The organism is Streptomyces sp. SAS_270 (assembly GCF_052543295.1).
In genome coordinates this window covers 48,304-61,639 of record NZ_JBMNDS010000061.1, presented here as the reverse complement: position 1 = coordinate 61,639, position 13,336 = coordinate 48,304, and the positions used below count along the sequence as shown (strand labels likewise).

Genomic DNA, 13,336 nt, shown 5'->3' with positions numbered 1-13,336 from the left:
TGAACGGGGGCGGGCCCTCACCTGCATGCCGTGTGCCGAGTCCTGGCGGACCGTCGCTCAGGCGAGCGGCGCCGGGACGTACGGCGCGAGATCCGCCGCGAGTTCCTCGTGCACCCGCGCCTTGAGCAGGGTGCCCTCCGGGGTGTGCTCCTCGGAGATCACCTCGCCGTCGGTGTGGGCGCGCGCCACCAGCTTGCCGTGGGTGTACGGCACGAGTGCCTCGATCTGGACCGAGGGACGCGGCAGCTCCTTGTCGATGAGCACGAGCAGCTCGTCGATGTTCAGACCGGTGCGGGCCGAGACCGCGATGGAGCGCTTCTCGTTCCGCATCAGCCGCTGGAGCACCAGCGGATCGGCCGCGTCCGCCTTGTTGATCACGACGATCTCGGGAACGGCGGTGGCGCCGACGTCCCTGATCACCTCGCGCACGGCGGCCAGCTGCTCTTCCGGAGCCGGGTGCGAACCGTCCACCACGTGCAGGATCAGGTCGGAGTCGCCGACCTCCTCCATCGTGGAGCGGAACGCCTCGACCAGGTGGTGCGGCAGGTGCCGTACAAAACCGACCGTGTCGGCCAGCGTGTACAGCCGCCCGCTCGGGGTCTCGGCCCGGCGGACGGTCGGGTCGAGGGTCGCGAACAGGGAGTTCTCGACGAGTACGCCCGCGCCTGTGAGGCGGTTGAGCAGCGAGGACTTTCCGGCGTTGGTGTAACCGGCGATGGCGACCGAGGGCACCTTGTTCCTGCGGCGCTCCTGGCGCTTGATCTCGCGGCCGGTCTTCATGTCCGCGATCTCACGGCGCATCTTCGCCATCTTCTCGCGGATACGACGCCGGTCGGTCTCGATCTTGGTCTCACCGGGACCACGGGTGGCGAGGCCGCCGCCCTTGCCGCCGCCCATCTGACGGGACAGCGACTGACCCCAGCCTCGGAGCCTCGGCAGCATGTACTGCATCTGCGCGAGGGCGACCTGTGCCTTGCCCTCTCGGGACTTGGCGTGCTGGGCGAAGATGTCGAGGATCAAAGCCGTACGGTCGATGACCTTGACCTTGACGACGTCTTCGAGCTGGATGAGCTGGCCGGGGCTGAGCTCTCCGTCGCAGATGACGGTGTCCGCACCGGTTTCGAGGACGATGTCCCGCAGCTCGATGGCCTTGCCCGAGCCGATGTACGTGGCGGCGTCGGGCTTGTCGCGGCGCTGCACCACGCCGTCGAGCACGAGCGCACCCGCGGTCTCCGCGAGGGCTGCCAGCTCGGCGAGCGAGTTGTCGGCGTCCGTGATGGTCCCCGAGGTCCACACGCCGACGAGCACCACGCGCTCCAGACGGAGCTGTCGGTACTCGACCTCGGTGACGTCCTCGAGCTCGGTGGAGAGGCCCGCCACACGGCGCAGGGCCGCGCGCTCGGAGCGGTCGAACTGGTCGCCGTCCCGCTCTCCGTCGATCTCGTGGCTCCAGGCGACGTCCTCTTCCATCAGGGCATCGGCCCGAAGACCTTCGGGGTAACTGTGCGCGAAGGAGCTCTGCGCGTCCTGGGAAGGGGAAGAAGAGGAGGTCATTGGATCCTTACGTCGATGGGGGTACCGAATCGGCGACGGAGACGTCCGTCATCAAGAAGAACGTCCGAGGCCACCGGGAGATTCCCGGATTCCGCCGGGCCAACCCTCGCGGGGCTGTGCCGCCGACCTGAAGATGGTCGCACGGCACGCCCCGTCTCGTCATGCGAGTTATCGGGTGCCCCTTCGCCCCTGTGGGGCGTCGCTCTTCCAGTCCGGGTGCCCGGGCATCGGCGGGGTCTTCCTGCCGTACAACCAGGCCTGGAAGAACCCGCTCAGATCGCGGCCCGCGATGCCGGAGGCGAGGTGCTCGAAGTCCGCCGTCGACGCGACCCCGTCGCTGTGCAGGGCGACCCAGGTGCGTTCCAGGCGCTCGAAGGCGGGGCGCCCGATCTCCTGGCGCAGCGCGTAGAGGAAGAGGGCGCTGCCGTCGTAGACGTTCGGGCGGAAGATGCTGATCTTCTGGCCGGGCTCGGGGCCCTTGGGCATCGCGGGCGGCCCTCCGGCGGCCCGCCAGGAGTCGGAGGCACCGTAGGCCGCCTTCATCCTCTTCTCCATGGGCTTGTGCGCCGTCTCCTCGGCGTACAGCTCCTCGTACCAGGTGGCGTGTCCCTCGTTGAGCCACAGGTCGGACCAGGTGCGCGGGCTGACGCTGTCGCCGAACCACTGGTGCGACAGCTCGTGCACCATGATCGACTCGACGTACCACTTCGGGTACGCGGGTTCGGTGAACAGGTCTCTCTCGAAGAGAGAGAGGGTCTGCGTCTCCAGCTCGAAGCCGGTCGACGCCTCGGCCATCAGCAGCCCGTACGTCTCGAAGGGGTACTGGCCGATCTTGCCCTCCAGCCAGGCGATCTGGCCGGGCGTCTTCTTCAGCCAGGGCTCCAGGACCTTGCGGTCCTTGGTGGGTACGACATCGCGTACGGGCAGGCCGTGCGGCCCGTTGCGGTGCAGCACGGTGGAGCGGCCGATGGACACCTGGGCCAGCTCGGTGGCCATGGGGTGCTCGGTGCGGTACGTCCAGGTGGTGGACCGGCCGGACCGGTCGACTCCTGCGGGCAGTCCGTTGGCGACGGCGGTGTACGCGTCGGGTGCGGTGACCCGGATCGTGAACATCGCCTTGTCGGAGGGGTGGTCGTTGCACGGGAAGACCAGGTGCGCCGCGTCGGCCTGGTTGGCCATGGCGAGCCCGTCCTTGGTCCGCACCCAGCCGCCGTCCTGGTTCTCCGCGGACACCGGGTCGCTGCTGTGCCGCACGGTGATCCGCATCGCCTTGCCCGGAGGCAGCGGCTTCTCGGGGGTGATCACCAGATCGTCACCCGCGCCGGTGAACGACGCGGGCGCACCGTTGACCTCGACCGAGTCCACGGTGCCGTGCGCGAAGTCGAGGTTGATCCGCTCCAGCCAGTCCGTCGCCCGGGCGTCGATGGTGGTGACGGCCGCGAGGGGCTTCGTGTTCGTGCCGGAGTAGGTGAAGTCGAGGTCGTACGACGCCACGTCGTACCCGGGATTGCCCAGGTGCGGGAAGAGGCGGTCGCCGACACCGAGGGGCGCGGCCGGTGAGGGGGCGCTCGCGGCGATCAGGCAGACGGAGACGGCCGAGGCCAGCAGCGCCGCCTTGAAGCGGCGGGTCCTGGGGCCGGGGGATCCGGATCCGGGGGCCCTGGAGCCTGCGGTCCTGGGGCGGGGGGTGAGCAGCATGTCCCACGGCTATCAGCGCGCGCCCGCCACGCGGTGACGCCGCGCGCCCGGCCCACCCGAAAGGGGTCGGCAGAGGGCGTGCGCGGCGCGTTACTGGGCGGTCGCCACGTGGTGCTGCGCGCGGCCCACGTCGTACACGCCCGGCACGTTCCGCATCGCCCGCATCAGCGTGGGCAGGCGGGCCGCGTCCGGGAGTTGGAGCGTGTACGTGTGGCGTACGCGCTGCTGGCTGGGGGGTTCCACGGTCGCCGAGACGATCGCGACGCCCTCCAGGGCGATGGCCTCGGTGAGGTCGGCGAGCAGATGCGGGCGCCCGAAGGATTCGGCGACCAGCGTGACCCGGCACTCGGTGGTGTCCCCCCAGCGCACGCCGATCTCCGCGCGCCCCACGCCTTTCATGCGCTCCACCGCGGCGCACTCGACACGGTGGACGGTCACCACACCACCGCGTACGGCGAAGCCGGTGACCTCGTCGGGCGGTACGGGCGTACAGCAGCCCGCGAGTCGTACGGACGCGCCGGGCTGGTCGACGACGGCGCTCGCCCCGGCGGGGCGGGTGGCTGCGCCGGGGACGTCGGCGGACGCGGAAGGCCGGGGGGCGGCGGTGGGGACCTCGGCGTGCCGCTCGTCGCCGGCCGAGGGGTGCGTGGCGAGCCAGCGCTGGATGGCGATCCGGGCCCCGGGCGTCTGCGCGTGCTCCAGCCACTCCCTGGAGGGCTCGGAGGCCGGGTCCTGGCCCATGAGCAGCTGGACGGTGTCACCGTCCCTCAGGACCGTACTCAGCGTCGCCAGGCGGCCGTTGACGCGTGCGCCGATGCAGGCGTGCGCGTCCTCGCCGTACTGCGCGTACGCGGCGTCCACGCAACTGGCGCCCTCCGGAAGGCCCAGGGAGCCGCCGTCGGCGCGGAACACGGTGATCTCGCGGTCCTGGGCGAGGTCCTCGCGCAGCGTCGACCAGAACGTGTCGGTGTCGGGGGCCGCCTCCTGCCAGTCGAGGAGGCGGGAGAGCCAGCCGGGCCGGGTGGGGTCGGCGCGCTCGCCGTCGGCCGGGTCGTCGGCTCCGGGGGTGTAGGGATTGCCGAGCGCGATGACTCCGGCCTCGGCGACCTTGTGCATCTGGTGGGTACGGATGAGGACTTCGGCGATCTCGCCGTCCGCGTGGGCGACGGCCGTGTGCAGCGACTGGTAGAGGTTGAACTTGGGGACGGCGATGAAGTCCTTGAACTCCGAGACCACCGGCGTGAGACAGGTGTGCAGCTCGCCGAGGACTCCGTAGCAGTCGGCGTCCTCGTTCACCAGCACCAACAGGCGTCCGAAGTCGGCGCCGCGCAGCTGTCCGCGCTTGCGCGACACGCGGTGCACGGAGACGAAGTGCCGTGGCCTTATGAGGACTTCGGCCTGCAGCCCTGCCTCCCGCAGCACCGTGCGGACGTCCTCCGCGATCTCCGCGAGCGGGTCGGTGCCGCGCGCCGCGTTGTCGACGATCAGCCCCCGGGTGTGCTCGTACTCCTCGGGGTGCAGGATCGCGAAGACCAGGTCCTCCAGCTCGGTCTTGAGCGCCTGGACGCCGAGCCGCTCGGCGAGCGGGATCAGGAAGTCCCTGGTGATCTTGGCGATGCGCTCCTGTTTCTCGGGGCGCATCACGCCGAGGGTGCGCATGTTGTGCAGCCGGTCGGCGAGTTTGATCGACATCACACGGACGTCGTTGCCGGTGGCGACGAGCATCTTGCGGAACGTCTCCGGCTCGGCCGCCGCTCCGTAGTCGACCTTTTCCAGCTTGGTGACGCCGTCGACCAGGTAGCAGACCTCGTCGCCGAACTGCTCCCGCACCTGATCGAGCGTCACCTCCGTGTCCTCGACGGTGTCGTGGAGCAGCGAGGCGGTCAACGTCGTGGTCTCCGCGCCGAGTTCGGCGAGGATCAGGGTCACGGCGAGCGGGTGGGTGATGTACGGCTCGCCGCTCTTGCGCATCTGGCCGCGGTGCGAGGACTCCGCGAGGACCCACGCCCTGCGCAGCGGTTCGAGGTCGGCGTCGGGGTGGTGGGCGCGGTGCGCCTCGGCCACATGGCCGATCGCGTCGGGCAGCCGGTCGCGGGCCGTGGGGCCGAGCAGCGCGGCCCGGCCCAGGCGCCGCAGATCGATCCGGGGGCGGCTCTTCCTGCGGAGCGATCCGGGCGTTGCAGGGCCTGGCGTCGCGGGGTTCGTGGCCTCCGCACTCATGGGCACCTCCGGCTGCGTAGACCGGCGGACGGGGTGCCCCATGGCGAACACGGCTCAGGGGATGGCGTCGATCCCCCGTCCGGGCCGGTGCTTGATGCTACCGAGCCCACCACGCCCGGCTGACCGCCTCTCGCCGAGCGTGAAACGGATCACCCATTCGAGCGAAGGTTCAGGGGTTTACGGTTTCGAGTGATTCGAAAGCGCGGGTCGAGGCGGATGCGGGTGTCGTACACCTTCGGGCGGGCGGACGACACCGGGGCCGTTCACCGCCGGGAAGGCCGACGCTCGTCCCGTCCGGGGGCGCCGGGGCCGGCCGTCCGCAGCTCAGCCGTGCAGCGTGGCCAGCCACTCCGCGTCGATCTCGCCCTCGGCGACGATCACCGCGGGGCCCGTCATCTCGATCGCGCCGTCGGGGTGTTCGGTGATCACGAGGCGTCCGCCGAGCACGTCGACGGTGTACGTCACCGGGGTCCCGGTCACGGCCGGGTCGGTGCCGTCGCGCCGGGCGGTGGCGACGGCCACTGCGCACGCGCCCGTGCCGCACGAGCGGGTCTCGCCCGCGCCGCGCTCGTGAACGCGCATCGCGACATGGCGGGGGCCGCGGTCGACCACGAACTCGACGTTCACCCCGGCCGGGTACGCCGACGCCGGGCTGAAGGGCGGCGCGTCGTACAGGCTGCCGGCGTGTGCGAGGTCGTCCACGAAGGCGACGGCATGCGGATTGCCCATGTTCACGTTCAACGCGGGCCAGCTGCGCTCGCCGACGCTCACCGTGACGTCACCTTCGGGGAGGAGTGCGCTGCCCATGCCGACGGTGACGTCACCGTCCTTGGAGAGGTGCACGCTCTTCACGCCCCCGCGCGTGGCGACCGTGAAGTCCCCTTCGGCCACATATCCGGCCCGCTGGAGGTAGCGGGCGAACACACGCACTCCGTTGCCGCACATCTCCACGATCGAGCCGTCGCCGTTGCGGTAGTCCATGAACCACTCCGCCTCGGCGGCCATCTTCTCGGCCTCGGGGTGCGCGGCGGACCGTACGACATGCAGCAGACCGTCGCCGCCGATGCCCGCGCGGCGGTCGCACAGGGCGGCCACGGCGGACGGGGACAGGTCGATGGCGTTCTCCGGGTCCGGGACGATCACGAAGTCGTTCTCGGTCCCGTGGCCCTTGAGGAAGGCGATCCGCGTGCTCATTCCTCGATCGTACGGGTTCGGTACGACAGCGGACCGCTCCCGTCCAGGAGGCGGACCGGCCCCGGTCGGCGGCCCGGAGTGCGGTGCCCGGACTCAGCGCAGGCGGGCGACCCGCCACACGGCGAGCACTGCCACCGCGCCCACGACCACGGCGTACGCGATCACGACCCGCCAGTCCGGTCGGCGGCCGGAGCCGCGCTGCGGGAACCCCGGCCAGGTGGAGCCGACCCGGCGGGCCGCCATCATGCCCCAGCCGGCCGCGCAGGAGCAGATCAGCAGGCCGAGCATGGCGACCACGGCACCGCCGTCGCCGAACTCGAAGGCCAGCGGGAAGGCGAACATCAGCGAGCCGACCGCGGCCAGCGTCACGATGGGCGCGAGCTGCCAGATGCGCATCCGGCGCTGCGGGCGCAGCTCGACCTCGACCTCGGGTTCCGGGGACATCTCACCCGGACCCGGACCGTCGGCGGTCACGCCGCCGGAGGTCTCGTCGGGTCCGTCCGGACTCAGTCGGTCCCCGACCAGATCCTGCGGTTCCTGCTGCTCTTGCGCGGTGTCGTGCTCCGCGTCCTGTGCGGTGTCGCGAGGGCCGGCCTCCATCGCCACGCGCCCTCCCAACTAGGACTCCACTGGTCGATCGAAGCTCGATGATGGCACGGCGCCAGAGGCCCGGACGGCGGCCGGAGCGTCCCGATGCCATGACGTGATCAGGCTGTAACCGCTCGTTCGACCAACGCCAGTGCGAGCTCAGGGAGTTCTGTGAGATCCGCCGCAGCGCCGCTCAGCCAGTGCACCCGCGGATCCCGCCGGAACCATGAATCCTGGCGGCGCGCGAAGCGTTTGGTGGCGCGTACGGTCTCGGTGCGCGCCTCTTCCTCCGTGCACTCCCCCAGGAGCGCCGCGAGCACCTGCTGATACCCGAGCGCGCGCGATGCCGTGCGCCCCTCGCGCAGGCCCTGCTCCGCCAGCGCGCGCACCTCGTCCACGAGCCCCGCCTCCCACATCCGGTCGACCCTGCGCGCGATGCGCTCGTCGAGTTCGGGGCGCGCCACGTCGACACCGATCTGCACGGTGTCGTAGACGGAGTCGTGCCCCGGGAGGTTGGCGGTGAAGGGCTTGCCGGTGATCTCGATGACTTCGAGGGCCCGGACGATGCGGCGGCCGTTGCTGGGCAGGATCGCGTGACCGGCGCCGGGGTCCGCCGCGGCCAGCCGTGCGTGCAGCGCGCCGGAACCGCGCAGGGTGAGCTCCTCCTCCAGGCGTGCTCGCACCTCGGGATCCGTGCCGGGGAACTCCAGGTTGTCGACGGCCCCTCGGACGTAGAGCCCGGAACCGCCGACCAGGACGGGCCAGCGCCCCTCGGCGAGCAGGGCGTCGATCCGGGCCCGCGCGAGTCTCTGGTACTCGGCGACGCTCGCCGTGACCGTCACGTCCCAGATGTCCAGGAGGTGGTGCGGGACTCCGCCGCGTTCCTCGGGCGTCAGCTTGGCGGTGCCGATGTCCATCCCTCGGTAGAGCTGCATGGAATCTGCGTTGACGACCTCGCCGCCGAGGCGCTGGGCGAGGAAAACGCCCAGATCGGACTTTCCTGCCGCGGTCGGTCCGACGACGGCGATGACCCGCGGTGCGGGGGCTGCACTACTCACCGACCCAGTCTCGCAAACCTCGGGGCCTCTCCTCGAACGAGCGACGTGACGGCACGGGTCCGGGGTCGTTCCCAGTTGCGAGGTTCCAGCCGCCGGTTTTCGAGTACCGGTGACCCGGGCGACGCAATGGGACGCACCGGGCGACGCGGGATTTCGCCCTCACGAGTAACGTATGGAGTGGATATGAGCGTTTTTGCACGACTTCTCCGGAGGTCGAAGGCTACGGAGGAGGCGTCAACCGCCGAGGTGCAGGCCGACACTCTGACGCCCGAACCCGCGGCGGACGCGGCGGAAGAGGTGAAGGAGTCGTCCCGGACCGAGACCGAGACTGAAGCAGAGGTCGAGGCCGAGGTCGAGGCCACGGCGGAGGAGACCGTCGAGGCCGCCACCACGGAGGACGTCGAGATCCCGCAGCAGCAGACCGCCGAGAAGGCCGCCGACAACGAGGCGGGCGAGAGCGCCCGCAAGTAACTGCCCCGCGAGGGAAGGTGGAGCATGGGTCTCCTGGACAATCTCAAGGCCAAGCTGGCCCCGGCCAAGGACAAGGTCTCCGACCTCGCGCAGCAGCACGGGGACAAGATCGGGCACGGTCTCGACAAGGCCGCCAAGGTGGTCGACGAGAAGACCAAGGGCAAGTACAGCGAAAAGATCCAGACGGGCACGGGCAAGGCCAAGGGCGCCATGGACCGCCTTGCGCACAAGGAGGGCGGCGGCACCACGCCTCCGACGGACGGGCCCTCGTCGCCTCCGGCTTCCTGAACGGCACGCATCGCCGGACGGCCGTGGAGCACGGGCTCCCGGCCGTCCGCCGTGTCCGCACCGGGCCGTACGGCGGCGGTCGGGGCTGACGCCGGCAGGCCGTCAGGACCAGGTCGCCACCATGTACCCCACCCCGTAGGGCGCGTCCTCGTAGAGCAGCGCACCGGCGAGTCCCGCGCCCTCGGCCGCACCGGCCAGCACCTGCCAGGGAGCTCGCCCGGACACCTTCAGCTCGTACGCCAACTCGGCGTCCAGCGTCTTCAGGGCCCCCACGTCCGCCGTGCCCAGCGCCCGTGCGAGCGCCGCGTCGAAGGGCGCCGCGCGCTCGTCGAGATACCCCGGTGCCTTGAGCGTCCGGCAGGCGCTGCCGTCGCCCATCACCAGCAGGGCGACCCGCCCGGCCCGCGCGGCGAGCCCCGCACCGGCCTGGAAGCACCGGTCGGCCGCGAGCGGCTCCCCGACACCGAGGCCTTCGACGGGCGCGCAGGACCAGTCGGTACGTTCCAGCAGCCAGGCGGCGACGGCGAGCGAGGGCGGAAGCTCACGCTCCGGCTCCGCCGACTCCGCCGGTCCCGGCTTCCCGCCTCCCAGACGTACGCCGAGGTCCACGCCGAAGCCGCGGAAGGAGCCCGGCGCGCCCTGGGGAAACGGTCCGCGCCCGCTCTGCTCGGCGGGCCCCACGACGATCAGGCGGTCCGGGCGCGAGGCGGCCAGCACGCCCAGGGCGTCCGCGCAGGCTGCGCGCGCGGCGTCGAGCTCGGGCGCCGCGCCCGCGGCGACCTCGGGCACCAGCAGGGGCGGACAGGGGCACACAGCGGCGGCGACAAGCATGATCGGCAGCGTACGCGCTCCGTCGCTTCGGTCGCTTCGGTCGCTTCGGTCGCTTCAGTAGCTGATGGTTCCCGAGTCCCACTCCAACTCGGTGATCAGGAAGTGGTACGCAAAGATGCTGCCGGACAGTCCGTCGCCGATCACCATCCAGCCGTCATCGGTGCGGAAGCGGCGCAGCCGCACCGGATGGCTCGGATGTATCGGCCGATAGAGCCGTACGAACTCCCCGAACCGTTGCACGGCCTCCTCGCGGGTGCCGTCCACCGTGGCCATCGTCGGGTACGGCTCGCGCGCGTAGACCCCGGCCGGCTTCATCAGGAGCAGCACCCAGCGGGCCGTACGCCCGTCCCCCGTCGTCATGACTCTCCCTCGTCAGTCGCAGCCGCAGCCGCTGCCCGTCGCGACCGGCAGCGCCTGCGGAACGCCGATCTTCGGCAGGCCCAGCATCACACCCGCCGGCTTCGCCGCCTCGGCGGCGTTGCGCTTCTCCCAGGCGTCCCCCGCGCGCGTGCGACGCACGTTCAGGGTGGCGCCCTCGGCGAGCAGGTGGTGCGGGGCGGCGTAGGTGATCTCGACGGTGACCACGTCGCCGGGGCGGACCTCCTCGTCCGGCTTGGTGAAGTGCACCAGGCGGTTGTCGGCGGCACGGCCGGAGAGGCGGTGGGTGGCGCCGTCCTTGCGGCCCTCGCCCTCGGCGACCATCAGCTCAAGGGTGCGGCCGACCTGCTTCTTGTTCTCGTCCCAGGAGATCTCCTCCTGGAGGGCGACGAGACGCTCGTAGCGCGCCTGGACGACCTCCTTGGGGATCTGGCCTTCCATGGTGGCCGCGGGGGTGCCGGGCCGCTTGGAGTACTGGAACGTGAACGCCTGCGCGAAACGGGCCTCGCGGACCGCGTGGAGGGTCTGCTCGAAGTCCTCCTCGGTCTCGCCGGGGAAGCCCACGATGATGTCCGTGGTGATCGCCGCGTGCGGGATCGCCGCGCGGACCTTCTCGATGATCCCGAGGTACCGTTCCTGCCGGTACGAGCGGCGCATCGCCTTCAGGACGGTGTCCGAGCCGGACTGCATCGGCATGTGCAGCTGGGGCATCACGTTCGGCGTCTCGGCCATGGCCGCGATGACGTCGTCCGTGAAGTCACGCGGGTGCGGTGACGTGAAGCGCACGCGCTCCAGCCCCTCGATCTGGCCGCAGGCCCGCAGCAGCTTGCTGAACGCCTCGCGGTCGCCGATGTCGCTCCCGTAGGCGTTGACGTTCTGCCCGAGCAGCGTGATCTCGGAGACTCCCTCGCCGACCAGCGCCTCGATCTCCGCGAGGATGTCGCCGGTCCTGCGGTCCTTCTCCTTGCCGCGCAGCGCCGGGACGATGCAGAAGGTGCAGGTGTTGTTGCAGCCGACGGAGATCGAAACCCAGGCCGCGTACGCGCTCTCGCGGCGGGTGGGCAGCGTCGAGGGGAACGCCTCAAGGGACTCGGCGATCTCGACCTGCGCCTCTTCCTGCACGCGGGCGCGCTCCAGAAGGACCGGCAGCTTGCCGATGTTGTGCGTGCCGAAGACGACGTCCACCCAGGGGGCCCGCTGCACGATGGTGTCGCGGTCCTTCTGGGCGAGGCAGCCGCCGACGGCGATCTGCATGCCGGGGCGCTTCGTCTTCATCGGGGCGAGGCGGCCCAGGTTGCCGTACAGCCGGTTGTCGGCGTTCTCGCGTACGGCGCAGGTGTTGAAGACGACGACATCGGCGTCGCCGTCCGCACCCTCGGGCGCGCGCACATAACCGGCGCCCTCAAGGAGGCCGGAGAGCCGTTCGGAGTCGTGGACGTTCATCTGGCACCCGTAAGTGCGCACTTCGTAGGTCTTGGGTTCCTGAACGTCCACTGCCTGGCTCCGGTCGCTGCTGCTCATGTGACAAGGGTAGGCGGTGCCCGGAGTGCCTCCCGTCCCCCTAGGCTCCGGGGGCCGTCCAGCCCTGGCGGCTCAGGATCTCCGAGACGTCCGGCGCACGGTAGTGCTCCCCCTTCAGGACCTTGCCGTCCGCCCGGCGGGCGACATGGCCGTCGGGGCCCAGCTTGGTCATGTTCGCGCGGTGGATCTCGGCGATCACCGCGTCCAGGTCGATGCCGTGGACGAGCGCGGTGCCGTACGCGACGTAGACCACATCGGCCAGCTCGTGCGCGAGCCGGTCCAGCGGGCCGCTCACCGCCACCTCGGCGACTTCGGCGGCCTCCTCGGCGAGCAGCTCACCGCGGTGGGCGGCGAGCTCCGGGGAGACCTCCGTCGGCACGCTGCGGGCGTCGAGCCCGAAGGCGACGTGGAATTCACGGACCAGGGAGGCTGGAGAGGGCTGCATCCGCCGAGCCTACCGAGCGGTGGGAGACCCCCTGCGGGGCCGGGCCTGGTCAGGACGGCTCCCGGGCTGGCAGGATCGCGCGCATGTTCCAGGCACTCCCCCGTATCGGCCGACGCGGCGCACTGCTCGGCTCGGCGGCCGCCGCCGTGGTCCTAGGGCTGCTGCTGTGGTGGCTGCTGCCGCTGGGCGAGGAGTCGCCGAGCGGATCGATCACGTTCAGCACCGGCACACCGACGGGGGTCTACCAGAAGTACGGCACGATGCTGCAGGACGAGTTCGCCAAGGACATGCCCAACCTGGACGTACGGCTGCAGAACAGCGACGGGTCCCAGGAGAACGTACGGCGGGTGGCCACCGGGCAGGCCGACTTCACCATCGCAGCGGCCGACGCCGTGGAGACGTACATGCTCCAGGGCACACCCGGTTCGGACATGCTGCGCGGCTGCGCCCGTCTCTACGACGACTACGTGCACGTGGTGGTCCCGCGCTCCTCGTCCGTGAAGTCCGTGGCGGACCTGCGCGGCAAGAAGGTCGCCGTCGGGCCGAGCGGATCAGGGGTGCGGCTGATAGCGGACCATGTCCTGCAGGCCGCGGGGCTCGATCCCAAGGAGGACATCGTGCCGCTCCCCGACGGGATCGGGACCATGCCCACGCTGCTCAAGCAGCACAAGATCGACGCGTTCTTCTGGTCGGGCGGTCTGCCGACAAGTGCCGTGCAGAAGCTCTCGCAGAGCTTCAGGATCAAGCTGCTGCCGATCGGCAGCGACCTGGTCGAGAAGCTGCACCAGCAGGGCGGCGCCTCCAGCTACTACCGGGCCGCCGTGATGCCGGCCGACGCCTATCCCAAGGCCCAGCTGGGCGAGTCCGTGCAGACGGTGGCGGTGGCGAACCTCCTGATCACGCGCGAGGACTCGGACCCGAAGCTCACGGAACAGCTCACCCGCACGGTGATCAACAGCCGCGACCACATCGGCGCCGTGGTGCACGCGGCCCAGCTGGTGGACCTGCGGACGGCCGTCTACACCGACCCGCTGCAGCTGCACGAAGGGGCACGGCGCTACTACCGCTCGGTCAAGCCGTAGCCCTCTCC

At 70.9% G+C, this 13,336-nt stretch carries 13 protein-coding genes; 3 read left to right on the top strand and 10 right to left on the bottom strand.

Translation table 11 applies throughout. The features are described 5' to 3' along the window. Positions 1–57: 57 nt before the first annotated feature. The 6 genes from hflX to miaA all read right to left on the bottom strand — a co-directional run bounded on the left by hflX (position 58) and on the right by miaA (position 8,312). The gene (gene hflX, locus ACN6LB_RS32115) at positions 58–1,554 is read right to left on the bottom strand and encodes a GTPase HflX (protein WP_356136629.1); all 1,497 of its coding nucleotides are present in this window, start codon (positions 1,552–1,554) and stop codon (positions 58–60) included. Positions 1,555–1,722: 168 nt separating this feature from the next. Next, positions 1,723–3,252 (bottom strand): M1 family metallopeptidase, encoded by a 1,530-nt coding sequence (locus tag ACN6LB_RS32110; RefSeq protein ID WP_445028907.1) that lies wholly within the window; start codon positions 3,250–3,252, stop codon positions 1,723–1,725. A gap of 90 nt (positions 3,253–3,342) precedes the next feature. After that, positions 3,343–5,472: a RelA/SpoT family protein gene (locus ACN6LB_RS32105; RefSeq protein ID WP_445028906.1), complete on the bottom strand. Its 2,130-nt coding sequence runs from the start codon at positions 5,470–5,472 to the stop codon at positions 3,343–3,345. Positions 5,473–5,796: 324 nt separating this feature from the next. Continuing rightward, entirely contained in the window at positions 5,797–6,666 is an 870-nt protein-coding gene (gene dapF / locus ACN6LB_RS32100) for a diaminopimelate epimerase (protein ID WP_445028905.1), read from the bottom strand. Positions 6,667–6,759: 93 nt separating this feature from the next. Next, entirely contained in the window at positions 6,760–7,266 is a 507-nt protein-coding gene (locus tag ACN6LB_RS32095; RefSeq protein ID WP_445028910.1) for a hypothetical protein, read from the bottom strand. A gap of 107 nt (positions 7,267–7,373) precedes the next feature. Next, positions 7,374–8,312 carry a tRNA (adenosine(37)-N6)-dimethylallyltransferase MiaA gene (miaA, locus tag ACN6LB_RS32090; protein ID WP_445028904.1) on the bottom strand — a complete coding sequence of 313 codons (939 nt, stop codon included), beginning with the start codon at positions 8,310–8,312 and terminating at the stop codon, positions 7,374–7,376. Between the two features lie 183 nt (positions 8,313–8,495). On the opposite strand from miaA, the gene ACN6LB_RS32085 reads away from it, so the two are divergent. Both ACN6LB_RS32085 and ACN6LB_RS32080 read left to right on the top strand, forming a co-directional pair. Further along, a complete protein-coding gene (locus ACN6LB_RS32085) occupies positions 8,496–8,783 on the top strand; it encodes a hypothetical protein (RefSeq protein WP_356136639.1) in 288 nt (95 codons plus the stop codon). Positions 8,784–8,807: 24 nt separating this feature from the next. Then, a complete protein-coding gene (locus tag ACN6LB_RS32080; protein ID WP_356136641.1) occupies positions 8,808–9,071 on the top strand; it encodes an antitoxin in 264 nt (87 codons plus the stop codon). A 102-nt stretch (positions 9,072–9,173) separates the two neighbouring features. Here ACN6LB_RS32080 and ACN6LB_RS32075 read toward each other — a convergent pair whose 3' ends face one another. The 4 genes from ACN6LB_RS32075 to ACN6LB_RS32060 are packed head-to-tail and all read right to left on the bottom strand — an operon-like array spanning position 9,174 to position 12,246. Then, positions 9,174–9,902 (bottom strand): class III extradiol dioxygenase subunit B-like domain-containing protein, encoded by a 729-nt coding sequence (locus ACN6LB_RS32075; protein WP_445028903.1) that lies wholly within the window; start codon positions 9,900–9,902, stop codon positions 9,174–9,176. A gap of 54 nt (positions 9,903–9,956) precedes the next feature. After that, a complete protein-coding gene (locus ACN6LB_RS32070) occupies positions 9,957–10,262 on the bottom strand; it encodes a hypothetical protein (RefSeq protein ID WP_445028902.1) in 306 nt (101 codons plus the stop codon). 12 nt (positions 10,263–10,274) lie between these two features. Then, entirely contained in the window at positions 10,275–11,801 is a 1,527-nt protein-coding gene (gene miaB / locus ACN6LB_RS32065) for a tRNA (N6-isopentenyl adenosine(37)-C2)-methylthiotransferase MiaB (protein WP_445028901.1), read from the bottom strand. A 40-nt stretch (positions 11,802–11,841) separates the two neighbouring features. Then, on the bottom strand, positions 11,842–12,246 hold the full coding sequence (locus ACN6LB_RS32060; RefSeq protein WP_445028900.1) for a pyrophosphohydrolase domain-containing protein: 405 nt from the start codon (positions 12,244–12,246) through the stop codon (positions 11,842–11,844). A gap of 83 nt (positions 12,247–12,329) precedes the next feature. On the opposite strand from ACN6LB_RS32060, the gene ACN6LB_RS32055 reads away from it, so the two are divergent. Further along, positions 12,330–13,328: a TAXI family TRAP transporter solute-binding subunit gene (locus ACN6LB_RS32055; protein WP_445028899.1), complete on the top strand. Its 999-nt coding sequence runs from the start codon at positions 12,330–12,332 to the stop codon at positions 13,326–13,328. Positions 13,329–13,336 lie beyond the last annotated feature (8 nt).

Excerpts from the sequence above, each read along its gene's own strand:
- hflX (WP_356136629.1), bottom strand. The coding sequence starts at position 1,554 with ATGACCTCCTCTTCTTCCCCTTCCCAGGACGCGCAGAGCTCCTTCGCG.
- ACN6LB_RS32110 (WP_445028907.1), bottom strand. The coding sequence starts at position 3,252 with ATGCTGCTCACCCCCCGCCCCAGGACCGCAGGCTCCAGGGCCCCCGGA.
- ACN6LB_RS32105 (WP_445028906.1), bottom strand. The coding sequence starts at position 5,472 with ATGAGTGCGGAGGCCACGAACCCCGCGACGCCAGGCCCTGCAACGCCC.
- dapF (WP_445028905.1), bottom strand. The coding sequence starts at position 6,666 with ATGAGCACGCGGATCGCCTTCCTCAAGGGCCACGGGACCGAGAACGAC.
- ACN6LB_RS32095 (WP_445028910.1), bottom strand. The coding sequence starts at position 7,266 with ATGGAGGCCGGCCCTCGCGACACCGCACAGGACGCGGAGCACGACACC.
- ACN6LB_RS32085 (WP_356136639.1), top strand. The coding sequence starts at position 8,496 with ATGAGCGTTTTTGCACGACTTCTCCGGAGGTCGAAGGCTACGGAGGAG.
- ACN6LB_RS32080 (WP_356136641.1), top strand. The coding sequence starts at position 8,808 with ATGGGTCTCCTGGACAATCTCAAGGCCAAGCTGGCCCCGGCCAAGGAC.
- ACN6LB_RS32075 (WP_445028903.1), bottom strand. The coding sequence starts at position 9,902 with ATGCTTGTCGCCGCCGCTGTGTGCCCCTGTCCGCCCCTGCTGGTGCCC.
- ACN6LB_RS32070 (WP_445028902.1), bottom strand. The coding sequence starts at position 10,262 with ATGACGACGGGGGACGGGCGTACGGCCCGCTGGGTGCTGCTCCTGATG.
- miaB (WP_445028901.1), bottom strand. The coding sequence starts at position 11,801 with ATGAGCAGCAGCGACCGGAGCCAGGCAGTGGACGTTCAGGAACCCAAG.
- ACN6LB_RS32060 (WP_445028900.1), bottom strand. The coding sequence starts at position 12,246 with ATGCAGCCCTCTCCAGCCTCCCTGGTCCGTGAATTCCACGTCGCCTTC.
- ACN6LB_RS32055 (WP_445028899.1), top strand. The coding sequence starts at position 12,330 with ATGTTCCAGGCACTCCCCCGTATCGGCCGACGCGGCGCACTGCTCGGC.